This is a genomic window from Citrobacter sp. Cpo071 (genome assembly GCF_030332765.1).
Lineage (GTDB): Bacteria > Pseudomonadota > Gammaproteobacteria > Enterobacterales > Enterobacteriaceae > Citrobacter > Citrobacter portucalensis.
In genome coordinates this window covers 67,704-93,493 of the sequence record NZ_JAOWHE010000068.1, presented here as the reverse complement: position 1 = coordinate 93,493, position 25,790 = coordinate 67,704, and the positions used below count along the sequence as shown (strand labels likewise).

The 25,790-nt window shown below is 53.0% G+C and carries 22 protein-coding genes; 4 read left to right on the top strand and 18 right to left on the bottom strand.

Annotated features, from left to right (window positions below):
* Nucleotides 1–117 precede the first annotated feature (117 nt).
* The 8 genes from OGY09_RS04990 to OGY09_RS04955 all read right to left on the bottom strand — a co-directional run bounded on the left by OGY09_RS04990 (nt 118) and on the right by OGY09_RS04955 (nt 5,281).
* Nucleotides 118–417, bottom strand: coding sequence for a YqjK-like family protein (locus OGY09_RS04990; RefSeq protein WP_003828569.1), 300 nt, complete (start codon nt 415–417; stop codon nt 118–120).
* Complete coding sequence (locus tag OGY09_RS04985; protein WP_003828567.1) at nt 417–812, bottom strand: phage holin family protein; 396 nt, start codon at nt 810–812, stop codon at nt 417–419. The genes OGY09_RS04990 and OGY09_RS04985 overlap by 1 nt, the downstream gene beginning before the upstream one ends.
* 2 nt (nt 813–814) lie before the next feature.
* Nucleotides 815–1,120 (bottom strand): ElaB/YgaM/YqjD family protein, encoded by a 306-nt coding sequence (locus tag OGY09_RS04980; protein ID WP_003024832.1) that lies wholly within the window; start codon nt 1,118–1,120, stop codon nt 815–817.
* 33 nt (nt 1,121–1,153) lie between these two features.
* Nucleotides 1,154–1,522, bottom strand: coding sequence for a DUF1090 domain-containing protein (locus OGY09_RS04975; protein WP_032941739.1), 369 nt, complete (start codon nt 1,520–1,522; stop codon nt 1,154–1,156).
* Between the two features lie 148 nt (nt 1,523–1,670).
* A complete protein-coding gene (mzrA, locus tag OGY09_RS04970; protein WP_162623447.1) occupies nt 1,671–2,039 on the bottom strand; it encodes an EnvZ/OmpR regulon moderator MzrA in 369 nt (122 codons plus the stop codon).
* Between the two features lie 18 nt (nt 2,040–2,057).
* Complete coding sequence (yqjA, locus tag OGY09_RS04965) at nt 2,058–2,720, bottom strand: DedA family general envelope maintenance protein YqjA (RefSeq protein WP_003828561.1); 663 nt, start codon at nt 2,718–2,720, stop codon at nt 2,058–2,060.
* 348 nt (nt 2,721–3,068) lie between these two features.
* Nucleotides 3,069–3,845 carry a transcriptional regulator ExuR gene (exuR, locus tag OGY09_RS04960; RefSeq protein ID WP_003828559.1) on the bottom strand — a complete coding sequence of 259 codons (777 nt, stop codon included), beginning with the start codon at nt 3,843–3,845 and terminating at the stop codon, nt 3,069–3,071.
* 134 nt (nt 3,846–3,979) lie between these two features.
* Nucleotides 3,980–5,281, bottom strand: coding sequence for an MFS transporter (locus OGY09_RS04955; RefSeq protein ID WP_003828557.1), 1,302 nt, complete (start codon nt 5,279–5,281; stop codon nt 3,980–3,982).
* A gap of 471 nt (nt 5,282–5,752) precedes the next feature.
* On the opposite strand from OGY09_RS04955, the gene uxaC reads away from it, so the two are divergent.
* The 3 genes from uxaC (at nt 5,753) to OGY09_RS04940 (ending at nt 9,361) form a co-directional block, all read left to right on the top strand.
* Entirely contained in the window at nt 5,753–7,165 is a 1,413-nt protein-coding gene (gene uxaC / locus OGY09_RS04950; protein ID WP_032945079.1) for a glucuronate isomerase, read from the top strand.
* Between the two features lie 15 nt (nt 7,166–7,180).
* The gene (locus tag OGY09_RS04945; protein ID WP_032945078.1) at nt 7,181–8,668 is read left to right on the top strand and encodes a UxaA family hydrolase; all 1,488 of its coding nucleotides are present in this window, start codon (nt 7,181–7,183) and stop codon (nt 8,666–8,668) included.
* A gap of 138 nt (nt 8,669–8,806) precedes the next feature.
* Nucleotides 8,807–9,361, top strand: coding sequence for a YgjV family protein (locus OGY09_RS04940; RefSeq protein WP_032945077.1), 555 nt, complete (start codon nt 8,807–8,809; stop codon nt 9,359–9,361).
* A gap of 16 nt (nt 9,362–9,377) precedes the next feature.
* On the opposite strand, the gene sstT is transcribed toward OGY09_RS04940, so the two are convergent.
* The 4 genes from sstT to OGY09_RS04920 all read right to left on the bottom strand — a co-directional run bounded on the left by sstT (nt 9,378) and on the right by OGY09_RS04920 (nt 13,676).
* Nucleotides 9,378–10,622 (bottom strand): serine/threonine transporter SstT, encoded by a 1,245-nt coding sequence (sstT, locus tag OGY09_RS04935; protein WP_032945076.1) that lies wholly within the window; start codon nt 10,620–10,622, stop codon nt 9,378–9,380.
* 242 nt (nt 10,623–10,864) lie between these two features.
* Entirely contained in the window at nt 10,865–11,833 is a 969-nt protein-coding gene (locus tag OGY09_RS04930; protein WP_003828551.1) for a TerC family protein, read from the bottom strand.
* Between the two features lie 271 nt (nt 11,834–12,104).
* On the bottom strand, nt 12,105–13,103 hold the full coding sequence (locus OGY09_RS04925; protein WP_008785868.1) for a Gfo/Idh/MocA family protein: 999 nt from the start codon (nt 13,101–13,103) through the stop codon (nt 12,105–12,107).
* A 72-nt stretch (nt 13,104–13,175) separates the two neighbouring features.
* A complete protein-coding gene (locus OGY09_RS04920; RefSeq protein WP_008785867.1) occupies nt 13,176–13,676 on the bottom strand; it encodes a M48 metallopeptidase family protein in 501 nt (166 codons plus the stop codon).
* Nucleotides 13,677–13,758: 82 nt separating this feature from the next.
* Here OGY09_RS04920 and rlmG point away from each other — a divergent pair, with 82 nt between their 5' ends.
* A complete protein-coding gene (rlmG, locus tag OGY09_RS04915; RefSeq protein WP_008785866.1) occupies nt 13,759–14,895 on the top strand; it encodes a 23S rRNA (guanine(1835)-N(2))-methyltransferase RlmG in 1,137 nt (378 codons plus the stop codon).
* Between the two features lie 53 nt (nt 14,896–14,948).
* Here rlmG and OGY09_RS04910 read toward each other — a convergent pair whose 3' ends face one another.
* The 6 genes from OGY09_RS04910 to ebgA form a co-directional block, all read right to left on the bottom strand.
* The gene (locus OGY09_RS04910) at nt 14,949–16,967 is read right to left on the bottom strand and encodes an oxidoreductase (protein WP_032945075.1); all 2,019 of its coding nucleotides are present in this window, start codon (nt 16,965–16,967) and stop codon (nt 14,949–14,951) included.
* Between the two features lie 229 nt (nt 16,968–17,196).
* Complete coding sequence (gene ygjK / locus OGY09_RS04905) at nt 17,197–19,548, bottom strand: alpha-glucosidase (RefSeq protein ID WP_286590048.1); 2,352 nt, start codon at nt 19,546–19,548, stop codon at nt 17,197–17,199.
* Nucleotides 19,549–19,564: 16 nt separating this feature from the next.
* Nucleotides 19,565–20,626 carry a protein YgjJ gene (gene ygjJ, locus OGY09_RS04900; RefSeq protein WP_032945071.1) on the bottom strand — a complete coding sequence of 354 codons (1,062 nt, stop codon included), beginning with the start codon at nt 20,624–20,626 and terminating at the stop codon, nt 19,565–19,567.
* 82 nt (nt 20,627–20,708) lie between these two features.
* Entirely contained in the window at nt 20,709–22,142 is a 1,434-nt protein-coding gene (locus OGY09_RS04895) for an amino acid permease (RefSeq protein WP_003828538.1), read from the bottom strand.
* A 65-nt stretch (nt 22,143–22,207) separates the two neighbouring features.
* The gene (locus OGY09_RS04890; RefSeq protein WP_003828536.1) at nt 22,208–22,657 is read right to left on the bottom strand and encodes a beta-galactosidase subunit beta; all 450 of its coding nucleotides are present in this window, start codon (nt 22,655–22,657) and stop codon (nt 22,208–22,210) included.
* A complete protein-coding gene (gene ebgA, locus OGY09_RS04885) occupies nt 22,654–25,746 on the bottom strand; it encodes a beta-galactosidase subunit alpha (RefSeq protein ID WP_032945070.1) in 3,093 nt (1,030 codons plus the stop codon). The genes OGY09_RS04890 and ebgA overlap by 4 nt, the downstream gene beginning before the upstream one ends.
* Nucleotides 25,747–25,790 lie beyond the last annotated feature (44 nt).

Genomic DNA, 25,790 nt, shown 5'->3' with positions numbered 1-25,790 from the left:
TGCAGAGCGCGTCGTTGCTGTCGATGGAGAGAATCATAAACGTGCTTAATGAGAATTGTTAGCAAGGAAAACTGTCAGTATTTTTCAAAAATTTTGAGGTTGGGGGTAAGGAAAGGATTAGCCGCGCAGTTGCTGCTGTCTGATGGTCGATTTCACCAGACGCCAGATACTCCAGACGCTAAAGCCGCGCTTAGCCCAGCGTACCAGCAGATTCGGGTTGCGGATGGTGCGAACCGCCATAATACTGCTCCCGACCAACACCCAGCCACGCAGGTTCAGTAGCGTCTTCCAGCCACGATCGTAGACCTCGGTGGCTTCCAGCCAGTCGCGGCGAGTCGCAGACAGATCCAGCCGTTGCTGCTGGATCTGTCCAAGCAGTTGCGCCTTACGCTTTTGACGTTCGACTTTGCTGCTCATTATGCATCATCCTCCAGGGCTTGCCTGTCATTAGCGAGTTCCTGGCGTGTATGGCGTAGCAGCGTTGTTTTACGTGCTTTACGCAGCGTCCATATCCCGCCAATCAGCGCTAACAGCAACAGCACAACGGTGGTAGCAATCATGGCGTTCAGGCGGTATTGAGGGTCAATGGCCCAGATGATAAGCACCATCAGGCTCATCAGGCCAAACGCCGCGAACAGCATAGTCAGCCCAAGCATCAGCAGGATCTGGATGAGATTGGCTTTTTCCTCTTCCAGCTCAACGACGGCCAGCCGCAGCCGTGTTTCTACGATCTCAACGAGAATCGTCAGGATCCGCTGTCCAATACCCAGTACGCCTTTGCCTGGACCTTGTGCGTGTTGAGAATCAGCCATTGTTAACGGCGCGACAGCAGTACACCAAGCACCACACCGACTGCAGCGCCAATGCCGACGCCTGTCCATGGGTTTTCGCGCACGTAGTTATCGGCTTTAGCCGCGGCCTCACGGGTCTGTTTGGCGATTACATCGCTGGTTTCACTCAGACGATGGCGGCTCTCGCGCAGCGCATGTTCGGCTTTGCTGCGAATTTTACTCATCTCTTCCTTCGACTTATCGCCAGAGGAGCTAAGTACTTCTTCAAGCGTATCCGCAAGAGATTTCAGCTCAGCGCGCAGGTTTTCCGTAGCATTATCTTTCGACATAGTTTTCTCCAGTTGAGTGGCTAGTTACCGTACTTAGTAATCGCGGGTCTCGAGTTCTTTTAGCTCTTGCTGAGCTTCAGCAAGCTTGTGTTCACGCTTTGCTACCTTATCCGCATCGCCTTTTTGCTTAGCTTCGGCTAAGTCACGTTGACGCTCGGCAATCTCATTTTTCTGCTCGGCGATCTTTTTCTGATGGTTAGCGCGCAGTTTGCTGTCAGTACAGTTTGCTCTGACTTCGCTCAGCGCTTTGTTCAGCCCATTGATACGGCTCTGATTGTTGTGTTTTTCGGCATAGCTAATCTCCCGCTGAATGTCTTGTTCTTTTTCCTGACAGAGGGTGGTGGCGTAGCTGCCGGCACTGAGAGCGAAAAGGCTAATTGCCAAAGCGATGCGGTATTTCATTCTTGAACCTTCCATTGTGATTCGACCTCGTCGTTTAGGGTCGATGCTCCAGAATAATAAAGCGTTGGGTCATAAACCCAGTTTATTAATCATAGGCGCTAAACGGTGAAATCACCAAAGTGAGTGATCTAATTCAGATTCCTGGAAATTAACCAAAACGGTGTGGGGTCTCACGTAAGCGGGATAACCACTGAACCGCCTGATTATTATCATCCTGCTGAGCGATAACGAAACCGTGCGGTAACGTTCGATCCAGTACGACCTTTGCCGCTGCGCTCTGTGCACTGGAATCAAAGGTAATAAGCAGGGCGTCATTTTGCGGAGTGATGCTTTTAAAACGAATGCCGTTGGCATCCAGGTGATGCCAGATAGAGAAGCCATCAGGCATGCTGGCTCCCTGGTTTACGGCGCGAATGGCAAGCGTTGACTCCTGCTGGCGAATGACCGACCAGGTCAGGAGCAACGCGCCGATGAACAACATAAAAGTGGTGGACCAGGCAAGTCGTCGGAGCGTTATGCATGATTTCAGCATAATTTACCCTCGGTTCCCGTATTTCTTTTTCCAAAGAACAACCAGTGAACCTGCCAGACCAAACACCAGTAACACCACAGGAAGCAGCATCAGGCAAGACATCAGTTGATCTTCATATTTGAGAAACACCGGTGTTTTGCCAAGCAGATAGCCCAACGATGTGAGAATAAGGACCCAAAGCAGTCCGCTCATCCAGTTGAAGAACTGAAAGCGCGCATTGTTCAGGCCGGACAATCCTGCGATGGTCGGCAGTAATGTTCTGACAAACGCGATAAAGCGACCGACCAGCAGCGCAGACAAGCCATGCTTATGGAACAGATGATGCGCACGCTGATGGTAATGTGCAGGAAGATGAGATAACCAGTTTTGCACTGTGCGGGTATTGCCCAACCATCGACCTTGTATATAGCTGAGCCAGCAACCGAGGCTGGCTGCGGTGGTGAGTAGTAGCACCGTTTGCGGAAAACCCATTGCGCCTTTGGCAATAAGTACGCCGACCAGTACCAGCAAACTGTCGCCAGGTAAAAAGGCTGCTGGCAGCAGTCCGTTTTCCAGAAACAAAATGGTAAAGAGTACAAAATAGAGCATGCCAATCATGGAAGGATTGGCCAGCGTTTCAAAATCCTGAGCCCATAAAGCATTTAGTAATTGAGTCAGTAGTTCCATTCAATATTCCTGGAGAATCGGTTGTCGTCATGCCGGTTTTCTGGCTTTTGTAACACCACGATTTTATTAATATTTTTTACATGACTTGTGGTCTGTTACAAACTCACGGCCTGAACTATTCCCTGTAAAGTTGTGAAGTTAGCAAGCTCTTAAACACAAAAATTCAAACAGCATCTAATTGTAACAAAGGTCAACGTAGTCCGTTATAGAAATTACGGTTGTTGAACTGTGATTTTGCTTATCGCAATGGAGGGTGGCGAGAGGATTTACACAGGCTGACATTTTATACCTAATGCTTACCAAGTGTCAGAAACAGGCGCGTGGTCGCGCCTGCATTGATAAGATTGTTTATTTTGCGCTGTTAGCCGCTGTATCGAGATGAACGACCGGATTTTCGGTAAATAGATAACGGTCCGCATTGAACTCAAAATCATCGCTGGTTTCGTTAAACAGCATCTGCTTCGTGTTCTCAAGATGCTGCCACATCGCCAGTTTGGCGGCATGAGGATCTTTGCGAATCAGCGCCCGAAGGATCTGGTCATGGTCATCACACCAGTTATCAACCGTGCGCAGGTCGATGTGGTCGTGCAATTTCTTCCAGTAGGGGTTGTGAATACGCTGAGTCCACATTTTTTCAACAATCGCGGCCAGAGCCGAGTTCTGCGTTGCCAGGGCGACCTGCACATGGAACTGGAGATCCCACTCGGAGTCACGAAAGCTTTTTTCGTTACGTGATTTCTCCTGAATCTCCATCAGCTTCATGATGTCCTGTTTGGTCACCTGCGTGGCGGCAAACTCGGCAATGTTACTCTCAATGAGCTGACGCGCCTGGAGCAGTTCGAAAGGACCGTAGCTGGCGAATTCCAGGTTTTCATCTGGCGCGACATAGTGTCTGGGTTGGTTGGAAATGACGTGGATCCCCGATCCTTTGCGTACCTCAACGTAACCCTCTACCTCGAGCATGATAATTGCTTCACGAACCACGGTACGGCTGACATTTTTTTCATCGGCGATAAAGCGCTCGGCAGGGAGTTTGTCACCCACCAGATAGACGCCTTGCTCAATGCGTTCTTTCAGATCAGCTGCAAGTTGTTGGTACAAACGTCGTGGTTCGGTGATTTCCATATGCGCTCCAGGCATGATACGGCAGACTATATTTGTTATACCACTTTTGCGATTACTGCTCCACTCGCGGCGATAAAAAAGCCGCCAGATAACTGGCGGCTTCGCATTATATACCCTTGATGAAAAACAGCGGGTTAATTTTGCGGAGCAGGATCGCCAGTCTGTGATCCCGAGTCGACCTCGCTGGCCGATTTGTTCTGCAATACCGTCCAGATAACGAGTGCGCCGAGCAGGTCGAATACCGCCAGTACGGCGAACAGCGGGCTAAAGCCGATGGTGTCAGCCAGTGCGCCAACAACCAGTGCAAACAGCGTACTTGCAAGCCAGGCGGACATACCGGTCAGGCCGTTTGCCGTTGCCACTTCATTACGACCAAATACGTCAGAAGAAAGCGTAATCAGCGCACCGGACAGCGCCTGGTGAGCAAAGCCGCCGACGCACAGCAGGGCGATAGCAATGTACGGGCTGGTGAACAGACCAATCATCCCTGGGCCAATCATCAGCAATGCACCCATGGTGACGACCATTTTACGTGAAACGATCAGGTTAACGCCGAACCAGCGCTGGAACAGCGGCGGTAAGTAGCCCCCAACGATACAGCCCAGGTCAGCAAACAGCATCGGCATCCAGGCAAACATCGCAATCTCTTTCAGGTTAAAGCCGTAGACTTTAAACATGAACAGCGGGATCCAGGCGTTGAAGGTACCCCAGGCCGGCTCTGCCAGGAAACGCGGCAGCGCGATGCCCCAAAACTGGCGGTTACGCAGGATCTGACCGAGCGACATTTTTTTCGAGGTCGCGTTTTTATGCTGTGATTCCTGACCATTCAGAATGTAATCACGTTCTTCATCAGACAGTTTTTTCTGGTCGCGCGGGTGTTTGTAGAACACAAGCCAGCACATCGCCCAGATGAAGCTCAGCGCACCGGAAATAATGAATGCCATCTGCCAGCTGTGCATGACGATTGCCCAGACGACCAGCGGCGGAGCAATCATCGCACCGATAGAAGAGCCGACGTTAAAGTACCCCACGGCAATTGAACGTTCTTTTGCCGGGAACCACTCAGAACTGGCTTTCAAACCCGCAGGGATCATTGCGGCTTCAGCGGCACCTACCGCGCCACGCGCCAGCGCCAGTCCACCCCAACTGCCAGCCAGTGCGGTCGCGCCACAGAAGACGGCCCACAGAACGGCGAACATCGCGTAACCAACTTTTGTGCCGAGCACATCGAGCACGTAGCCGGCAACGGGTTGCATTACGGTGTAAGCAGCAGAATACGCTGCGATGATATAGGAATACTGTTGAGTGGAGATGTGTAACTCTTCCATCAGAGTTGGCGCAGCTGCCGCCACAGTGTTACGTGTCAGGTAACCCAGCACGGTGCCAAGCGTCACCAGTGCAATCATGTACCAACGTAACCCTTTAATTTTACGCATGTAAAACCTCATCGTTTTGTTATGTCCGCGAACGAGCGGTCATCTTCCAGTTCAGGGCGGAGGATGTTCTTTTACGAGGGGGGACCGAAAAAAAGCCGGTACTCCCCGAACTTTGCCATGTCAATAATTGTGCTAATTCGGTTTCCGTACCGGTCAATCCGATGGTTATACATCGGTAATTTGCATTCCGTCGGCTTATGTATCGCGACGGCCAAAAGATAACTTGTCATACAGCTTTAAAAGGTGAGTGCCATCACAAAAGCGTGAATCTTCGTGTGGTCATTATTTCGATTCAGCAAAGCCAGCGCTGGCGCGGCTTGACGCGTGATTTACCTCTTTGAGAGTAATTTTTTTGTCACCATTTGTTGATCTAACTCACGAAAATATCTTCAGTGTATGGAAATTGGTGTGATAACTTTGTCAACATCAAAACATAAGCAATCTGACGCACTCGTTGAGAGGAAGACGATAATGACCCCGTTTATGACTGAAGATTTCCTGCTGGACACCGAATTTGCCCGCCGTCTGTACCATGATTACGCCAAAGACCAGCCGATCTTCGATTACCACTGCCATTTACCACCGCAACAAATCGCTGAAAACTACCGTTTTAATAACCTGTATGACATCTGGCTGAAGGGTGATCACTACAAATGGCGTGCGATGCGTACCAATGGCGTCGCTGAGCGCTTGTGTACCGGCGATGCGTCCGATCGCGAGAAGTTTGACGCATGGGCCGCCACGGTTCCGCACACTATCGGTAACCCGCTGTACCACTGGACCCACCTCGAATTACGTCGCCCGTTTGGTATTACAGGTAAGCTGCTTTCTCCTGCGACTGCTGATGAAATCTGGAACCAATGCAACGAGCTGCTGGCGCAGGATAAATTCTCCGCACGCGGCATCATGCAGCAGATGAATGTGAAAATGGTCGGCACTACCGATGACCCGATCGACTCTCTGGAGCATCATGCGGCCGTTGCTAAAGACGGAAGCTTTGATGTGAAAGTGCTGCCGAGCTGGCGTCCGGATAAAGCCTTTAACATTGAGCTGGCGACCTTTAATGACTACATGGCGAAGCTCGGTGAAGTGTCTGACACGGATATCCGCCGCTTCAGCGATCTGCAAGCTGCACTGACCAAACGTCTGGATCACTTTGCGGCTCACGGCTGTAAAGTTTCTGACCACGCGCTGGACGTGGTGCTGTTTGCCGAATCTAACGAATCTGAACTGGATAGCATTCTGGCGCGTCGCCTGGCGGGTGAAACCCTGAGTGAGCATGAAATTGCCCAGTTTAAAACCGCCGTGCTGGTGTTCCTTGGTGCGGAATATGCTCGTCGCGAATGGGTACAGCAGTACCACATCGGCGCGCTGCGTAATAACAACCTGCGCCAGTTCAAACTGTTGGGCGCGGATGTTGGCTTCGACTCCATCAATGACCGTCCGATGGCTGAAGAACTGTCCAAACTGCTGAGCAAGCAGAATGAACAGAACCTGCTGCCGAAAACCATTCTCTACTGCCTGAACCCGCGTGATAACGAAGTGCTGGGCACCATGATCGGCAACTTCCAGGGCGAAGGTATGCCGGGCAAGATGCAGTTCGGTTCCGGCTGGTGGTTCAACGATCAGAAAGACGGGATGGAACGTCAGATGACGCAGCTGGCCCAGCTCGGCCTGCTGAGCCGTTTCGTCGGCATGCTGACCGATAGCCGTAGCTTCCTGTCATACACGCGCCATGAATACTTCCGTCGCATTCTGTGCCAGATGATTGGCCGTTGGGTTGCTGCAGGTGAAGCACCGGCAGATATCCAGTTGCTGGGTGAAATGGTCAGAAATATTTGCTTTAACAATGCGCGTGATTACTTCGCCATTGAACTGAACTAAGGCCCGGGTGAAGGTATGCAATACATCAAGATCCATGCGCTGGATAACGTCGCGGTAGCGCTCGCTGATTTGGCTGAAGGAACCGAAGTCACCGTTGATGGGCAGGCGGTAACCCTGCGTCAGGCGGTCTCTCGTGGCCACAAATTCGCTTTACGTGATATTGCGAAAGGCGAAAACGTCATTAAATACGGTTTGCCAATTGGTCATACGCTGGTGGACGTTGCGGCGGGTGAGCATATTCATGCTCACAACACGCGCACTAATCTGAGCGACCTGGACACGTATAGCTACCACCCTGATTTTCAGGCGGAAGTTGCACAACCGGCGGATCGCGATGTGCAGATCTACCGTCGTGCCAACGGCGATGTTGGCGTGCGCAACGAACTGTGGATCCTACCGACGGTTGGCTGTGTTAACGCCATGGCGCGCCAGATGCAGAACCGTTTTCTGAAAGAGACTAACGACGCCGAAGGAATCGACGGCGTGCATCTCTTCAGCCACACCTACGGCTGTTCACAGCTCGGCGACGACCACATTAACACCCGCACCATGCTGCAAAACATGGTGCGTCACCCGAATGCGGGTGCGGTGCTGGTGGTTGGCCTTGGTTGTGAAAACAACCAGGTTGATGCCTTCCGCGAAACCTTAGGCGAGTACGATCCTGAGCGCGTTCACTTCATGGTCTGCCAACATCAGGAAGACGAAGTGGAAGCGGGGATTGAACATCTTCACCAGTTGTACAACGTGATGCGTAACGATAAGCGTGAGCCGGGTAAACTGGGTGAGCTGAAGTTTGGTCTGGAATGCGGCGGCTCTGACGGCCTGTCCGGTATTACCGCCAACCCGATGCTGGGGCGTTTTTCTGACTACGTGATTGCCAACGGCGGCACCACCGTACTGACCGAAGTACCGGAAATGTTCGGCGCCGAGCAACTGCTGATGGACCACTGCCGCGATGAAGAAACGTTCGGCAAGCTGGTCACCATGGTCAATGACTTCAAGCAGTACTTCATTGCTCACGACCAGCCGATCTACGAGAACCCATCGCCGGGCAACAAAGCGGGCGGTATCACCACGCTGGAAGATAAATCTCTCGGCTGCACGCAAAAAGCAGGCTCCAGCCAGGTGGTGGACGTACTGCGCTACGGCGAACGTCTGAAGACGCATGGTCTGAACCTGCTGAGCGCACCGGGTAACGATGCGGTGGCGACCAGTGCCCTGGCGGGCGCGGGCTGTCATATGGTGCTGTTCAGTACCGGTCGCGGTACGCCGTACGGTGGTTTTGTGCCGACGGTGAAAATTGCTACCAACAGCGAGCTGGCGGCGAAGAAAAAGCACTGGATCGACTTTGACGCTGGACAGTTGATCCACGGCAAAGCGATGCCGCAGTTACTGGAAGAATTTGTCGATACCATCGTCGAGTTCGCCAACGGCAAGCAAACCTGCAACGAGCGGAATGATTTTAGAGAGTTAGCGATATTTAAAAGCGGCGTAACGTTGTAGTAAATACCTGATGGTACCTGCATGTAGGTCTGCGCAAACCGTAGGCCTGATAAGCGCAGCGCCATCAGGCACAAACCGTTGCCGGATGGCGGCGAACTCGCCTAATCCGGCCTACGAGATAGAATTGGGGTTGCTTGCATGACCGCGTATTGGCTGGCCCAGGGCGTAGGTGTCATCGCCTTTCTGATCGGTATTACCACCTTTTTCAATCGCGATGAGCGCCGGTTCCGGCTGCAACTCGCCGTCTATAGCGCCACCATTGGCGTGCATTTTTTCCTGATGGGGGCCTGGCCTGCGGGAATGAGCGCAGAACTCAACACCATCCGCACACTTGTCTCAATGCATACCCGCAAACTGTGGGTAATGACCGTTTTTATTGTCCTCACCCTGGTTCTCGGGCTGGCGAAATTACAGCATGCGATGGAGCTGTTGCCGATAATTGGCACGCTGGCCAGCACCTGGGCGCTGTTTCGCTGCAAAGGGTTAACCGTACGCTGCGTCATGTGGTGCGCAACCGCCTGTTGGGTTATCCATAATTTCTGGTTGGGATCGATTGGTGGGACGATGATCGAAGGGAGTTTTCTGGTAATGAACGGTCTGAACATTATTCGTTTCCGGCGAATGCAAAAACGCGGAATTGATCCGTTCAAACTTGAAAAAAGCGTACAAGAAAAGAACCCCTCCGCCCGATGACGGAGGGGCGTAGAGATTATCCGCGCAGGGCGTTATTTGCCAGACGCTCGTCTTCTGCCTGGCAGGCTGCAGCGGTAAACAGGACGTCTGTAGAAGAGTTCAACGCCGTTTCACATGAGTCCTGCAATACGCCGATGATAAAGCCAACGGCAACAACCTGCATGGCGATGTCATTCGGGATACCGAACATGTTGCACGCCAGCGGGATCAGCAGCAGAGAACCGCCCGCCACGCCCGATGCACCACAGGCACACAGCGAAGCCACCACGCTCAGTAACAGCGCCGTCGGTAAATCAACCGGAACACCCAGCGTATTCACCGCCGCCAGCGTCAGTACGGTAATGGTGATCGCCGCGCCAGCCATATTGATGGTGGCGCCCAGCGGAATAGACACCGAATAGGTATCACGATCCAGATTCAGTTTCTCACACAGTGCCATGTTCACCGGAATATTTGCTGCCGAACTGCGGGTAAAGAAGGCATACACGCCGCTTTCACGCAGACAGGCCAGCACCAGAGGGTACGGGTTACGGCGAATTTTCCAGAAGACCAGCAGTGGGTTAACCACAAATGCCACCAGCAGCATACAGCCTACCAGTACGGTCAGCAGTTGGGCGTAGCCCCAAAGCGTGGCGAAACCGGTGGTTGCCAGCGTGGAGGAGACCAGACCAAAGATACCGATTGGCGCGAAACGAATCACCAGCTTCACCATAAAGGTGACGGCGTTGGACATATCATTGACCAGATTTTTGGTCGTTTCATTACCGTGGCGCAGTGCAAAGCCCAGACCAACGGCCCATACCAGAATACCGATATAGTTAGCGTTAAGCAGGGCATCAACTGGGTTAGAAACCATGCTCATCAGCAGGCTGCGCATCACTTCAACAATCCCTGACGGCGGTACGATATCCCCCGCACTGCTGGAAAGATGCAGTGTTGATGGGAAAGCAAAGCTGAAGACAACGGCGGTTAATGCCGCTGAAAATGTTCCGAGCAGGTAGAGGAACAGAATGGGGCGGATATTGGTTTTTTGCCCGTGCTGGTGGTTGGCGATAGAAGCCATCACCAGCATCAGAACCAGAATTGGCGCGACGGCTTTTAATGCGCCGACGAACAGCGTACCCAGCAAACCAACGGCTTCAGCCGCAGGTTTTGACACCAGTGCCAGTAAAATCCCCAGTACCAAACCGATCAAAATTTGTTTAACCAGGCTCCCTTGCGCCAAACGCGAGAGTAGCCCCGATGAACGTTGCGTAGTCATGTAGTGATCCTTTCATTGTGTTGTTGCCTTACCTTTGTGCGTTCTGTTGACGCATCTTTCAGGATCGGGCAAATGTTTGCATGGCTGAGTATAAGGAAAGAACAGGGTTCTGGAAGCGAAATATCCTGGATTCCGCGTTGAGATCATATTTTATAACTTTGACTTAACATTATTTTGACATGATAAACAAAAAGCCCGACGCACGCAGTGTGCTGTCGGGCTTTTCAGCTAGCAGATGAAACTTACTGTATTTGCTGCTTTTTATCGTGCTGGTGGTTGACCCAAGCGTTCACAATCAGCGTCACAAACAGAATGCCAAATACCACGCCTAACGAGATAGCGATCGGGATATGGTAGAAATCGACGATCAGCATCTTAATACCGATAAACACCAAAATGACCGACAAGCCGTACTTCAGCATGGAGAAACGCTCCGCCACGCCCGCCAGCAGGAAGTACATCGCACGCAGACCCAAAATAGCAAACAGGTTTGAGGTCAGCACGATGAACGGGTCTGTGGTCACGGCAAAGATAGCTGGAATACTGTCGACGGCAAAAATCACATCGCTCAGCTCAACCAGAATCAACACCAGCATCAGCGGCGTAACAAACAGCAGGCCGTTTTTACGCACGAAGAATTTTTCATCTTCGATGGTATCGGTCATGCGCAAATGACCGCGCAGCCAGCGTACTAACGGTCTGTCGCCAATACCGGAGGCATCTTCTTTCGCCAGCGCCATCTTCACGCCGGTAAACAACAGAAACGCGCCAAACACGTACAACAGCCACTCAAACTGGGTGATAAGCCAGCTGCCCGCGAAGATCATGATCGTACGCAGCACAATCGCACCCAGCACGCCATACACCAGTACCCGACGCTGCAACGCAGGCGGCACGGAGAAGTAGCTGAAGAGCATCAACCAGACAAAGACGTTATCTACTGCCAGTGATTTTTCGATCAAATAGCCGGTAAGGAACGCCAGCGCCTGTGGGTCGGCAACGGCTCGCCCCTGGGTTTCCGCCAGGTACCACCAGAAGGCAGCGTTAAACAGTAACGACAGCGTTACCCAGACGATTGACCAGGCCGCAGCCTGCTTCATTGACATCGTATGCGCGCCACGACGCCCCTGCAACAGCAGGTCGATGGCCAGCATAATTACCACTACGACAGCGAAGCCACCCCATAACAACGGTGTGCCGACAGTATTCATTGTATTTCCCCATGCATAAAAAAAACGGCCAACGCCGAATGACGTTAGCCGCTGCTTTTTATGCATAGACCTTGCCATTCGGCAAGGTCTCACTTACAACAACAAAGGAATACGGTGGCGTATTCCTTTGTTATCGCCCGGTGACCGGATGTGGTTTTTCACACATCGTAATGACGATCAACCGACAACGAAGTTACTCCCCTTTGCAGGTTACAAAATATTACAGGCCATGCTTTCAGTCAATGGCCTGCAACATTCGTTTTACACACCTTTACGCAGTCAGCGATGTTTCCGCTTCGTCTGCCGGGAAAACCACGCCGGTCTGGCGGCGAATCTCCGTTTGCAGTTTGGCGGTAATACGGCTGACGGCCAGTGCCGGGTGATCCACTTCGCCGGATTCAACCAAATGGGCAAAAGCCTCTGCCTCATACAGCATAGTATTGATGTGCTGAGGCGTCGTCAGATCCTGCGTTTTCCCCCCGCGTGGCACGAAGCACACCTTTTGGCATTCGGAGATATGCTCGATGACCAGCGATCCCGACTCGCCCTGAATTTCACTGGCTAATACCGAGTCGCTTACTTTTGAGTGCTGGAGCGTAACGCTGAAATCACCGTAATTCAGCACTACCACGCCGTGGGCATCCACGCCACTTTCCAGCAGGCTGGCGCTGGCCTGAACGCTCTGCGGTTCGCCCCACAGCGCAACCGCCGAGGCCAGGCAGTAAAAACCGATATCCATAATCGAGCCATTGGAGAACGCCGGATTAAACGTGTTCGGATTTTCACCATCCAGATAGCGCTGGTAACGCGAGGAGTACTGGCAGTAATTGATAAACGCTTTCCTGATTTTTCCTACTCTGGGTAGTGATTGCTGTAACAGCAGGAAATTAGGCAGGTAGGCGGTTTTAAACGCTTCAAACAGCACGACCCGATTCTCACGCGCGCAGGCGATAGCGGCTTCGGCTTGCGCCAGATTGGAGGCCAGCGGCTTTTCGCAAATAACATGCTTTTTGTGCCGCAAAAACAGCTCGGTCTGCGGGAAATGCAAAGAGTTTGGACTGGCTATGTAGACGGCGTCGATCGCCTCGCTTTGCGCCATCGCTTCCAGCGAGGTAAACAGATGTTCGACAGGGTAATCGTTGGCGAAGGTCTGCGCCTGCTCAAGGCTACGAGAATAGACTGCGGTTAACTTATATTTGCCGGTTTCATGGGCGGCATCGACAAACTGGCGGGTGATCCAGTTTGTGCCAATTACTGCGAAACGTATCATAAAGGCCTTCAGGCTGCGAAAAGGGATTCTTTCGTCAATTTAGCATGCCCTGAAGACAAAGCCAGTGCGCGACTACGCAGTTTGCTTTAACGATTGTTGCGTTAACCACAGGCGGGTATCGAACTCCAGTTGATGATACTGAGGCTCCATATGACAGCACAGCTGGTAAAACGCTTTGTCGTGCTCTTTTTCCTTCAGATGCGCCAGTTCATGAACGACGATCATGCGTAAAAAGGGTTCTGGGGCGCTGCGAAACACGGTGGCGACGCGGATCTCCGCTTTGGCTTTGAGCTTACCGCCCTGCACGCGAGAGACGGCGGTATGCAGCCCCAACGCATTCTTCAGAACGTGGATCTTGCTGTCATACATGACTTTATTCAGCGGCGGGGCGTTACGCAGAAACTGATTTTTCAGATCCTGGGTATATTGCCAGAGCGCTTTGTCAGTCGCGAAGTCATGCGTACCCGGATAGCGCTTCTCCAGCACTGCGCCCAGGCGCTGCTCAGCAATCAGCGTTCTCACTTGAGAAAGCAAATGTTCCGGGTAGCCCTGGAGGTAAGTTAGTTGGTTCATTCATGTCCACGCAAATCATAAAAGTGTATACTCACGCACCCTTTTCAGGGATACGCCGAAATTTTACCATTCAGGAGGGCCGATGAGCCACATAGACAACGGTTTCCGTTCGCTGTCACTTAAACGTTTCCCGGAAACGGATGACGTTAACCCGCTGCTGGCGTGGGAAGCTGCAGATGAATATCTGCTGCAACAGCTGGACGATACCGAGATTAGCGGCCCGGTGCTGATCCTGAATGATACCTTCGGCGCGCTGGGCTGTGCGCTGGCGGAACATACGCCGTACAGCATCGGCGATTCCTATCTCAGCGAGCTTGCCACGCGCGAGAACCTGCGTCACAACGATATTGCCGAGTCGAGCGTCAAGTTCCTCGACAGTACCGCTGACTATCCGCAGGCGCCGGGCGTGGTGCTGATTAAGCTGCCAAAAACCATGGCGCTGCTGGAGCAGCAACTGCGTGCGCTGCGCGAAGTGGTAACGCCAGAAACGCGCATCATCGCCGGGGCAAAAGCGCGTGATGTACATACCTCGACGCTGGAACTGTTTGAAAAAGTGCTGGGTCCAACCACCACTACGCTGGCGTGGAAAAAAGCCCGATTGATCAACTGTACGTTCAGCAAACCGGAGCTGGCCGCTGCCTCGCAAACGCTAAGCTGGAAGCTGGAAGGCACCGACTGGACTATCCATAACCACGCCAACGTCTTCTCCCGTACCGGGCTGGATATCGGCGCGCGCTTTTTTATCGAGCATCTGCCGGAAAACCTTGAAGGGGAGATTGTTGATCTCGGTTGCGGCAACGGCGTCATCGGTATGACGCTGCTGGCGAAAAATCCAGAAGCCAGTGTGGTATTTGTTGATGAATCGCCAATGGCGGTGGCTTCAAGCCGCCTGAACGTGGAAAGTAACATGCCTGAAGCGCTGGATCGCTGTGAGTTTATGATTAACAACGCGCTGTCTGGCGTTGAACCGTTCCGCTTTAACGCTGTGCTGTGCAACCCACCGTTCCACCAGAAGCACGCGCTGACGGATAACATTGCCTGGGAAATGTTCCACCACGCCCGTCGCTGCCTGAAAATCAACGGTGAGCTGTATATTGTGGCTAACCGTCACCTCGACTACTTCCACAAGCTGAAGAAGATATTCGGCAACTGCGTGACCATCGCCACCAATAATAAATTCGTGGTGCTGAAAGCGGTCAAAACCGGTCGTCGTCGGTAATAGCGGGTGCCGGATGCGGCTAACGCCTTATCCGGCCTACGAAATACATCCTGTTAAATTTCCAGTGCCAGCCTGGTGCCTTGCGCAATAGCGCGTCGGGCATCCAGTTCCATCGCCACATCGCAGCCGCCGATCAGATGCACCGTTTTACCTGCCGCGTGCAGCGGATCGACCAGCTCACGGCGCGGCTCTTGTCCGGCACAAATCACCACGTTATCCACGTTAAAGATCACCTGTTCACCGTTCAACACAACGTGTAACCCATCATCATCAATCTTCTGATAGCTGACTGACGGGATCATTTTCACGCCGCGTGAGAGCAGGGTGGCGCGATGGATCCAGCCCGTCGTTTTACCTAAACCTTGCCCCGGTTTGCTGGCTTTGCGCTGCAGCATCACTATCTGGCGCGGGCTGCGGGATAAGTGCGGGCCTTCCGGGCGTAAGCCGCCAGGCTGTTGCAGGCTGGTGTCGATCCCCCATTCCACGCAGAACTCCGCAATGTTCTGGCTGGTGGGTTCACCGGGCTGACTCAGATACATTGCGGTATCAAAACCGATCCCGCCGCAGCCCACGATCGCCACGCGTTTACCCACTGGCGTCTTATCGCGCAGAACGTCGAGATAGCTCAGCACTTTAGGATGATCGATCCCCTCGATCGGCGGCATGCGTGGCTCGATCCCACTGGCAAGGATCACTTCGTCGAAGGTGTGCAGATCGTGTGCGCTGACAAAGTGATTCAGCTTCAGCGTCACGCCAGTTACGTCGATCATCCGACGGTAGTAGCGCAGGGTTTCATAGAATTCTTCTTTGCCGGGGATCTGTTTGGCGATATTAAACTGCCCGCCAATCTCGCCATGTGCGTCAAACAGTGTCACGTGATGCCCACGCGCTGCGGCATTAATGGCGAAGGCGAGGCCCGCAGGCCCCGCACCGACAACCGCCAGATTTTTCGGCACAGCTGCCGCAACGATCGGCATTTTGGTTTCATGGCAGGCGCGCGGATTGACCAGGCAAGAGGTGACTTTGCCGACGAAGATCTGATCCAGACAGGCCTGGTTACAGCCGATACAGGTGTTGATCTCATCCGCTCGTCCGGTTTGCGCTTTTGACAGCAGTTCGGCATCGGCGAGGAACGGACGGGCCATCGACACCATATCGGCATCGCCACGGGCCAGAATGTCATCGGCGACCTGGGGATCGTTAATGCGGTTGGTGGTGACCAGTGGGATTGTCACATGCCCTTTCAGCTTACGCGTCACCCAACTAAACGCACCGCGCGGTACCGGGGTAGCGATAGTGGGAATACGTGCCTCATGCCAGCCAATACCGGTGTTAATAATGGTGGCCCCCGCGGCTTCTATAGCCTGCGCCAGCTGAACGGTTTCGTCGAAGGTTCCGCCGTTTTCCACCAGATCGAGCATCGACAGGCGGAAGATAATAATAAAGTCATTCCCGGCACGCTGACGTACCGCTCGCACCACCTCAACGGCAAACCGCATGCGGTTGGCATACTCACCGCCCCATTGGTCATCGCGCTGGTTGGTACGCAGTGTCAGGAATTCGTTGATGAGATACCCTTCCGACCCCATCACTTCCACGCCATCGTAGCCCGCTTCCCGCGCCAGCTGTGCGCAGTGGGCAAAATCTTCAATCAACTGCAGCACTTCATCGTGCGTTAATTCATGTGGCGTAAAGCGGTTAATGGGTGCCTGAATAGCAGAAGGCGCCACCAGATGCGGCTGGTAGCTGTAACGTCCGGTATGCAGGATTTGCAGGGCGATTTTGCCGCCTTCATCATGCACAGCATCGGTAATGACGCGATGGTGAGCAAGCTGGCTGGTGTCGTTCAGCATCGCACCGCCTTCCATCCCCACGCCGGAAAGCGCAGGCGCAATACCTCCGCTCACAATTAACGCTACGCCGTGACGGGCGCGCTCGGCGTAGAACGCGGCCAGCCGTTCTGCACCATCAGGATACTCTTCCAGCCCGGTATGCATTGAACCCATCAGCACGCGGTTTTTAAGCGTGGTGAAGCCTAAATCGAGCGGGGCGAACAGCGACGGATAGCTCATAAAGGTGTCCAGTATGTAAAATTATTGTTATGTGGTCGGATGAGTTAATAATTTAGCCGTCGCCGCGTAAAAGGGAAAAGGGGAATGCCGTGATTGTGATGGGATTCAAAAAAGGAGTGGAGCCAGAGGACGAATATGCCGGATATCGGTGCAAGCACCTAATCCGGCCTGTGAAAATGTGTCTTTGTAGGCCGGATAAGCGAAGCGCCATCCGGCGTTATGTCACAGATTACTGTTTTTTAAGAAAATCGTTATACAGCATATAGAGATGCGCCGCGCTCCAGGAGAAATTCGGTGCGCCCTGCTGTGCGCCGGTCAGCGGGTTATAGTTTTCCTGAATCGGACCGTCAGCGGTGAGGCCTTTGGCGTGGCTGAAGAAGGTATCCGCTAGTTTTAACGCGTCATCGCGATAGCCGTAACGCTCCATCCCTTTTAGCCCGAACCAGAACTGATCCACCCAGACGCGCCCGCGCCAGTAGATATCCGCGCCGAAAGCCGGGTTGGTCAGCGCTGCTGTGCCAAGTGGGACAAAGGTGTTGAACTCTTTGGGGTCGAGCATCACCTTAACCACTGCGTCCGCATGGGGCTGCGTTGCTGCGCCGTTAAACAGCGGCGACCAGCCTTCCGGCCCTTTGCCACGTTCGACGATCGGTTTACCCGCGCAGCCGTTTGCCAGCGGTTGGTCCTCAATACGAACGTCATAAAAGAATTTTGTTGCCGGGTCGAACATGCAGGTGTTGATGTAATCTGCGAGGTTTTGCGCCAGTTGGCGATAGCGCTGCGCCTCTTGGTGTTTGCCGAGCAGGGTCGCCATCTGCGCCAGATAATGGTTGTCGCTGTACATGTAGCTGGCCTGATCGACTGACTCCTGCAACAGCGAGTAACCCAGCAAATTACCGTCTTTACTGCGGTTTTCGGCAAATTTCACCACCCAGTCGCTGCGTTTTCCACCGCCAGCGACGTATTTATCCAGTTGACCTTTATCGATAAAACCGAATACAGCCGCATCGTCACGACCGGACTCCCACGAGGCGGCAACCTGTGCTGGGATCTCCAGGCCGTCATACTGACCCTTATCGATCACGGTGGCGTAGTTGTTAAGCCCGGAGAGCGTTTCTTCCTTGTCGCCTTTTTTCACCGTAAACAACATTTCGCCGCGGTCAGTATTGTGGGCTTTATCGCGGGTAGCGCCGTATTCCGGCACGCCGTTGCCGTTATGATCGCGGTTACGCAGCCACCAGTCGTGATACGCAACCAGCTTTGGATACATCTCTTCGAGCCAGGCCTTGTCTTTGGTGACGTTGTAGACCTCCATCACCGACCAGGCCGCCAGGCTGGGCTTGGTGTTGCGCTCGTTCCAGTTACCGCCGTCGCCGCCGCGTTCCGGGCTGAGATTCCAGGCAATCAGGTCGGGAATGAATCCGGCATCCTGCGGGCGAACCGGATCACCGGGTTTAACCTGCCATGAAAAGACGGCGCGAATATTCTCTTTGGCGATCTCCGGGTTAAAGTGCGCCATAGCGAAGGCCTGCTTCCAGGTGTCCCACGGCCAGGTTTGGTTGCCGGAGAACCAGCGGCCGGTGACCGATGGCGTCACGGTATTGTGTTTTACCGCACCGCCTGGCGAGCGCCAGTTGCCGTTCAGCGTTTCAATAGCTTTTACCGCGACCCGGGTTTGTTCCGTTGTGGCATCCGGGTTGGTTAAGCCTTTTTGCAGATAATCTGCCCAGCGCTTTTGTGATGCAGCAAGATACCAGGCCGGGCGCGCCAGAATATCGCGGATCTGCGGCTGCTCTTTCGCCACATCCTCGGCGGTAAGCAGATGAGACCAGGTGGTGTAAATGGTTGTCGAACCACTGATATGGGCCTTCCCCGTAAAGCGATGACCGTTAACCGTGGTTTTCATAGCGACAGATTTATGCACCTGATACTCCGACTCACCGGAGGTGAGCAGATCCCAGGTTGAGCGCACTTTGCCGAAGGTGACTTTCAGACCGTCGTGCGTGGCGGTGATTTTGCGCTGATAGCCAGGGAATTCGCTATCAATGGTTTTATCCGATAGCGCTTTTCCCTCTTTGGCTTCCAGTTTCTCCAGCAGCTCGCCGTCCCACACCAGATCCAGCGGCGTGTTGCTGGTGATTTTGGTTTCCAGCAGCGAGGTGCGCGGGCTGGCAAAACGCAGCGTCATCTCTATTTGCACATGCTTAGATGACAGCTTTTGCACCAGCGCGCCGGGAATGCTGTAGGCCTCAAGCGCGAAATCGACCTTTTTACCGTGCTGGTACACCGTCAGACGGTCAAAATTATTGGCCATAAAATTGATGTATTCTTCGGTCAGCAACGCCACGCCTGGAAAGCCGCCCATCGTTGCAGGGCCGTCCGGGAGCAAATGACCGTGCCAGGCGCCAAGATCGAAAAATGGATTAAAGCGCTGGTGGTCGTCGTGATCGTAGTCATGCATGTAGCCCGGCGCACCGGTGCGATTAATGATGTTTTTAAAGTCGTGAGCACTGGTGGCATGTGCGGAGAAGTTCATCAGCAGGATACAGGCCAGCGGCGTAAGAATAGGTTTCATGTTCATGGTATTCCGGTCCTTGTTACCAATAGAAATATTGCATCAGGAAGATTTGGTCGCTCGGGTCGCCGGATGCATTCTGCATATAGAACCGACTGTCGAAGGCGGTAGCGAAACGGCCGCCGCCATATTCATACCAGATACCGAACTGCATAAAGGAAGTGGTTTCGTCCTCGGCGCGATCCGGTCGGTGTTTGGCGTAGCTATAAGCAGTGGAGAGGTAAACGCCTTTTAGCGCTTCATACATTGCGCTGACCATATAGCCGGTTTCGGTGCCGGACACATCCAGCCCGTCGGCGCGGCCCGTGTGGTGCCAGGCGCGGGCGGCGAAGTTGGGCGAAAGGATGCCGGTCAGGAACAGCTGTCCGGTACCATCTGTTATCTCCAGGCCGTTCATCCAGGTTACACCTTCAGTCAGGTCGTACTGGATATAGCCGTTCATCATGGCCGGATAGGTATATTTATCGTCGTAGCGATCGTATTTACCAAAGTGCAGCCAGGCTTTGCTCTCGTCGTGGTGTCCGGCGGGCGTTGCTGTCACGCTGTAGCGCAAAGGACCGGTCAGGTTTTGCACCTTAATGGCAGTCATGATGTCACGGGTGTTGGGAATAACGTAGCCCAGGTCTGGAGTGAAATCCCCCCACCATTGCAGGTCATCCAGCGAAGAGTCCTGGCGCAGGCTGAGCATCAGCTCCGTTCCGTCATTGGTACGATAACCGCCGTAAAAGCGGTTGATCCCGCCCTCGAATCCACCCCAGCTATGGTCAGGAACCCAGGCATTGCCCTGATGGTCGGCCTGCACGGTCCAGCCCTCGCCGTAGATCAGACCAAACCAAGAGCCGTGTTTTATCTCCAGGCCACCTTCTATATAGGTACCATCACTGTATTTATGTTTGTCTTGTCCTTCTAAATCCATATATCCCCCCATGCCCAATTCGCCATAAAAGCGAAATGAGGGGGAAGATATTTCTGGCGTTTTCGTGTCGTCGTGTTCTGCAGGGCGAACTTCTTCTGCACCCAGAGAGGAGACGCAGAAAAAGGGCAGGGCAATAATTGCCCTGCAACAATGGCTAATGTTTTTCATGCTTCGATCCTAAGCAAATAAAATATAATTTTTATTGTTATAGCCTTGGCGAATATTGTTTATTGTTATTATGTTTTAGTCATTAATTGATATCTGAAGCAGGGGCTGCCTCAATAGCTTTTTCTTCTTTGGTTAGCCCTTTGATATATTTACTGTATTTCCACCAGGCAAAACCGAGGAAAATAACAATCCCACCGACGTTATAGAAAATAATGGTCATGATATTGCCGCCGGTTGGGAAGGTAGAGGCAATAAATCCGATGGTGAAAAGAACGATCAGCATCGACACCACAACAATGCCGGTTTTTTGCGAACCCATACGGAAGTCGCGCGGTAAGTGGTCCAGTTTTGCACGCAGATTCAGGTAAGCCAGCATAATAAACAGCGGCGGCAGCATCGAGGCGGCGGCGGTCATGTTGATGATAGTGTTCATTAAATCCTGCACGGTATTGGAACCGAGCGTCGGGATAATCATCAGCGGGATAACGATCAGGAACTGGATCCATGCTGCACGGGCCGGGACGCCGTTTTCATTCAGTTCGACGGTTTTTTTACCGAAAATACCCGCCGGAATTTCAGAGAAGAAGATCTTCACCGGCGTTGCGGTCCACATCAGCAGGGAGCCGAACATCGCGGTAAAGGAGACCAGGCCGACAAAGCGGTTCACGACCAACTCCGGCAGGCCGAAATATGCCGCCAGGCCGTGGAATACCTGCACCGATCCACCGGTAAACTTTAGCTCTTTGCTGCTGACGAAGACGTTAATCAGCACCGAGGAGATGGAATAGAGCACGCCGATAAAAATTCCGGCAATGATAATGACCTTCACGAATGATTTGGAGCCGCCCTTGACGTCGTTGACGTAAACCGCCACCGACTCCGCGCCGCCTGCCGCCATAAAAATCCAGGTGGTGATACCGAGGAAGGCCCAGTTAAAATTCGGGATCATTGCGTCTACGGTGATAGGGTCAGCAGGCTGTACGCCACCAACCAGCGCCGTACCTGCCAGTAAAATATAGGACAGCGTCAGCAGCAGCATCAACGTGGAGGTGACCGAGGTAATCGGCCCTAACATTTTTGCACCATTGGTCGAAACCCAGGTGGAGAAGGCAAACAGCACCATACTTAACACGGTGGTTGCGAACGGCGTCAGAATGTATTCGTAGCCTAAAAAAGCATATGAGGCGTAGGCAATAACGCGGGGCAAAAGCGAGGTAAAAAAGAACAGGTTAACGAACCAGTAGGTGTAGGCAGTAATAAATGCCCAACGTCCACCCAGCGAACTTTTTACCCATGCGTAGACACCGGCTTCGGAGTTTTTATTCAGCGAAACAAATTCGGCGATGATTAAGCAAAACGGAATAAAGTAGAAAATCGTCGCGAGGAAAAACATCGGTGCGGATGCCAGACCAAGCTCAATATTATTGTTGATTACGTTATTAAAACTATAAACCGCGGCAAAGGTGAGTGAAAGTAAGCCGAACTTGCCGATGGTATTACGTTTGGTATCAGACATAGCACATCTCCGATTCCTGATTATTATAGGGTACTGGCGGCGCAACGTCGGCGCCGCCTGTGTTTTTATTTATTATGAAAATAACCATCTTCGATGGTGACTTTGAGTACGACTTTTTTCACTGCGTTATTACAAATAAAACGATAGGCTTCATGGTTGTCACAAATAACCATTTGTCCTTCGTGCACTTCGACGGTTTTTCCACAACCTTTCAGATATTCGCGATCGGTTTCATCGCGATAATATTCAACCACCTGGAGATCCTCTTTGGCGGCATACTCTATTTTTTGCTGCCCTTGCAGGTAGTAATGGATCTCAAAATAACGACGATGACCGGTAAACAGCGCATCGGTCGCGGAGTCTGTCTCCACGCGGTAGCTCAGGGAATCACCGATAGAGTGGGCGACGCCTGGCTGAATATTGTCAATATTTTCAATGGCCTCGACGCAGCGTTGCCATTTCCGACCTGAAGCATAGCGTTGCTGGAACTGCTCTAAGTTGTCGATGATCCTCATTTTGTATTCTCGCTGTGCATATTCGTGGAAAAGAACCCGGTGCCAAAGGCGCGGTTGGCGGCGGTTTGAGCGCCAGATTCGCTGCCGGAAACCGGCAACAACGTGAAGCCGTAGCTGAATGACGTAAACCAGACGCGCCAGGAATCGAGCACTTCACTTCCCCACGAGTTGGAACCTAAGCCCAGCAACTGGTGGTCCAGATTCAGGGTGATGTCATCGCTACGCTGTAGCGCGTTGCAGTGTTGTGCGGCAAAGATATTTTCCGGCGTATAGCGCCAGGCGCTCAGGTTGACAGGGCGCTGCGGGACCACCAGCAGGCCGTTGCCGTGGCGGTTGGTTAGCGTTGTCCAACGCACGTCCTGACGATTGCCGTTGTTTTGCGGGAAAGGATAATTTTCGAACATCTCATCCACGCTGCTGCGCCAGATGTCGATGATGTTGGCCTGCTGGCTATCGGCATAGTTTTCACCGGGACCACGTCCGTAATACGCCACCTGGCCCAAATCACCGTTGATGCCCATCGTGAAACCGATGCACGGAATAATGTCCCGGTACTCGCCGTAAGGCTGGCCAGAAAGTTCCACATTCAGCTGACCGTCCGCGGCAATGCGCCAGCGATAGGTGCAGCGCATACCGAAATCGAATACCGGCGGGGCGATAATGGTCTGGCTGGTTATCAGCAGCGCATCATCCGTTTGCTCAAGGGTAAATTCGCGCAGATGCTCCTGCATAATCTGTAAATGATTCGGCTGCCAGAGGCCTTCGAACTCTTGCTTGTGGTTATCAATGGTCGGTTTGAAGAAATTAATCTTCGGCTCGCGGGTAATCAGCTCTTCGCCATTGACGTTCCAGGCGATCGGTTTACCGGTCAGCTTTGAGAAGGTCAGATGGAAGTTATAACCGCGAACGGTGCAGCTCTGGCGGCTGTCTTCCAGCGTCAGAGGGTTGGCGTTTTGCAGGCTAAACGGTACGGCAGCCGCCGTTCTGGCCTTCAGCGGGAACTGATAAGTCGCGATGTGATGCCCGGCTTCGCTGTATGACGTGCGGGAATCTTTCGTCACGGTGACGTTAAGGAACGCTTCGCGCGCATCCAGCTCCGGCAGTGCGCATTGCAGCAGCGCGTCGCTGTTGGGAGGAACGTCGCGCAGTTTTATCTGCTGAACAGAGAGCGTATCTCCTTCGGCGCGAACCTCAATATGCAAGGTGTAGTCGTCAAGCGTGGTGAACCAGAGTTTGTTTTCTACCCGTAGCTCGCCGCGGGTCAGATCCTGTGCGCGCACTTTCACCGGCGCAATTACCTGCTTGTACTCTTTCAGCCCCGGTCCTGGGGTTTGATCGGAATAAATCAGGCCATCAAGGCAGAAGTTGTAGTTGTTCGGATAGTCGCCGTAGTCGCCGCCATATTTGTACCAGACGTTGCCGTCGTCATCTTTAGCCTGAATCCCGTGATCGCACCACTCCCAGACATAGTGCCCCTGAATGCAATCATGCTGATAGAAGACGTTCTGATATTCCGTTAGCCCGCCGGGACCGTTGCCCATGGCGTGAGCATATTCACAGATGATGCGCGGTTTAGGATGCGGATATTCACCAAACTCATTCATCAGCGGCACGCGGGTGTACATGGTGGAGATGATATCCACCACTTCAGCGTCACGATCTTCTTCGTAATGGATCAGACGCGTGTCATCCAGCGCTTTCGCAGCGTGATACATGGCGCGGATGTTACAGCCGTATCCGGATTCGTTACCGAGCGACCAGATGATGATCGAAGGGTGGTTTTTCTGCGCATGGACGTGGCGCACGATGCGCTCAACGTAGACATTTTCCCACAGTGGATCGTCGGTGATCCGACTGATATCGCCGATATTGGCGAAGCCGTGAGATTCAACGTCTGTTTCGGCCATCACGAACAGGCCGTAGATATCGCACAATTCATAGAAGCGCGGATCGTTCGGGTAATGGGCGGTGCGTACGGAGTTAATGTTGTGCTGCTTCATTAACAGCAGATCTTTTTCAACGCGATCCATACCGACCGCGCGGCCCTTAAGATGATCGTTATCGTGGCGGTTAACGCCATGCAGCATCACGTAGCGGTTATTGATGTAAAACAGACCGTCGCGAACTTTAATATCGCGGAATCCAACGCGCTGTGGCACGACCTCAAGGATGTTGCCGCTGGCATCTTTCAGCGTCATCACCAGATGGTAGAGATACGGCGATTCCGCCGACCACTGCTGCGGCGCGCTAACCTTGAAATGAAAAGTGGTCTGCGTTTGTTTATCCACTTTTAGGGCGTTAATCACATCGCTATGCAGCGCCTTCTCACCGTCAAACAAGGTGTATTCGAGCGACGCTATCGCTGGCGTAGAGGCCAGGTTTTCCAGCGCAATGTCGCAGGAGAGGGTGGCGTCGCGATAGTCATCATCGAACTCGGTGCGAACGGTAAAATCCTGAATGTGGGTCGCCTGTTTGCCGACCAGATAGACGTCGCGGAAAATTCCCGCCGACCACCACATATCCTGGTCTTCAACGTAGGTGGAATCAGCCCATTGCATTACGCGAACGCACAGCAGGTTATCACCGGTCTTCACCACCGCGCTGATATCAAATTCGGCCGTCAGGCGACTGCCTTTGCTGAAGCCAACGTACTGACCATTCACGTAAACTTCGAAGTAGGTTTCTACGCCATCAAACTTAATCAGCGTCTGTTTGCCCTGCCAGCCTTCGCTGAGGGTGAAAATACGCTGATAGGCCCCGGTGGGGTTATTGGTCGGAACGTAGGGGACATCAATCGGGAAAGGAAAACCTTCGTCGGTATACTGCAGCTTGCCGTGTCCTTCCATCTGCCACATGCCGGGGACGGTGATGCTGCCCCAGTCACTCATAAACTGCGACGTAAAGGCTTCCGGCACCTGCAGCGGATGCTCAAAGAACTGAAAATTCCACTGACCGCTTAGCAGCTGAAAGAGACTGCTGGTTTCGCGGGCAAACGAGCGAGCCTGCGCAACGGAGTCGTAAGAGAAAAAATATGCGCGTGGCGCCAGTCGATTTTCGTGGGTGAGCTGAATGTTTTCCCAGCGATTCATAAGGCCTCCCGGTGGAGAAAAATCGGAACCATTCATTGTAATGG

Bases quoted from the DNA above. Each gene is read 5' to 3' on its own strand.
- OGY09_RS04895 (WP_003828538.1), bottom strand. From the start codon at position 22,142: ATGTCTGATACCAAACGTAATACCATCGGCAAGTTCGGCTTACTTTCA.
- OGY09_RS04925 (WP_008785868.1), bottom strand. From the start codon at position 13,103: ATGATACGTTTCGCAGTAATTGGCACAAACTGGATCACCCGCCAGTTT.
- OGY09_RS04930 (WP_003828551.1), bottom strand. From the start codon at position 11,833: ATGAATACTGTCGGCACACCGTTGTTATGGGGTGGCTTCGCTGTCGTA.
- exuR (WP_003828559.1), bottom strand. From the start codon at position 3,845: ATGGAAATCACCGAACCACGACGTTTGTACCAACAACTTGCAGCTGAT.
- uxaC (WP_032945079.1), top strand. From the start codon at position 5,753: ATGACCCCGTTTATGACTGAAGATTTCCTGCTGGACACCGAATTTGCC.
- ygjJ (WP_032945071.1), bottom strand. From the start codon at position 20,626: ATGAAAAACATTAGCCATTGTTGCAGGGCAATTATTGCCCTGCCCTTT.
- sstT (WP_032945076.1), bottom strand. From the start codon at position 10,622: ATGACTACGCAACGTTCATCGGGGCTACTCTCGCGTTTGGCGCAAGGG.
- OGY09_RS04975 (WP_032941739.1), bottom strand. From the start codon at position 1,522: ATGAAATACCGCATCGCTTTGGCAATTAGCCTTTTCGCTCTCAGTGCC.
- OGY09_RS04910 (WP_032945075.1), bottom strand. From the start codon at position 16,967: ATGAGCTATCCGTCGCTGTTCGCCCCGCTCGATTTAGGCTTCACCACG.
- rlmG (WP_008785866.1), top strand. From the start codon at position 13,759: ATGAGCCACATAGACAACGGTTTCCGTTCGCTGTCACTTAAACGTTTC.
- ygjK (WP_286590048.1), bottom strand. From the start codon at position 19,548: ATGAACATGAAACCTATTCTTACGCCGCTGGCCTGTATCCTGCTGATG.
- OGY09_RS04920 (WP_008785867.1), bottom strand. From the start codon at position 13,676: ATGAACCAACTAACTTACCTCCAGGGCTACCCGGAACATTTGCTTTCT.
- ebgA (WP_032945070.1), bottom strand. From the start codon at position 25,746: ATGAATCGCTGGGAAAACATTCAGCTCACCCACGAAAATCGACTGGCG.
- OGY09_RS04980 (WP_003024832.1), bottom strand. From the start codon at position 1,120: ATGTCGAAAGATAATGCTACGGAAAACCTGCGCGCTGAGCTGAAATCT.
- OGY09_RS04955 (WP_003828557.1), bottom strand. From the start codon at position 5,281: ATGCGTAAAATTAAAGGGTTACGTTGGTACATGATTGCACTGGTGACG.
- yqjA (WP_003828561.1), bottom strand. From the start codon at position 2,720: ATGGAACTACTGACTCAATTACTAAATGCTTTATGGGCTCAGGATTTT.
- OGY09_RS04945 (WP_032945078.1), top strand. From the start codon at position 7,181: ATGCAATACATCAAGATCCATGCGCTGGATAACGTCGCGGTAGCGCTC.
- OGY09_RS04890 (WP_003828536.1), bottom strand. From the start codon at position 22,657: ATGAGGATCATCGACAACTTAGAGCAGTTCCAGCAACGCTATGCTTCA.
- OGY09_RS04940 (WP_032945077.1), top strand. From the start codon at position 8,807: ATGACCGCGTATTGGCTGGCCCAGGGCGTAGGTGTCATCGCCTTTCTG.
- OGY09_RS04990 (WP_003828569.1), bottom strand. From the start codon at position 417: ATGAGCAGCAAAGTCGAACGTCAAAAGCGTAAGGCGCAACTGCTTGGA.
- OGY09_RS04985 (WP_003828567.1), bottom strand. From the start codon at position 812: ATGGCTGATTCTCAACACGCACAAGGTCCAGGCAAAGGCGTACTGGGT.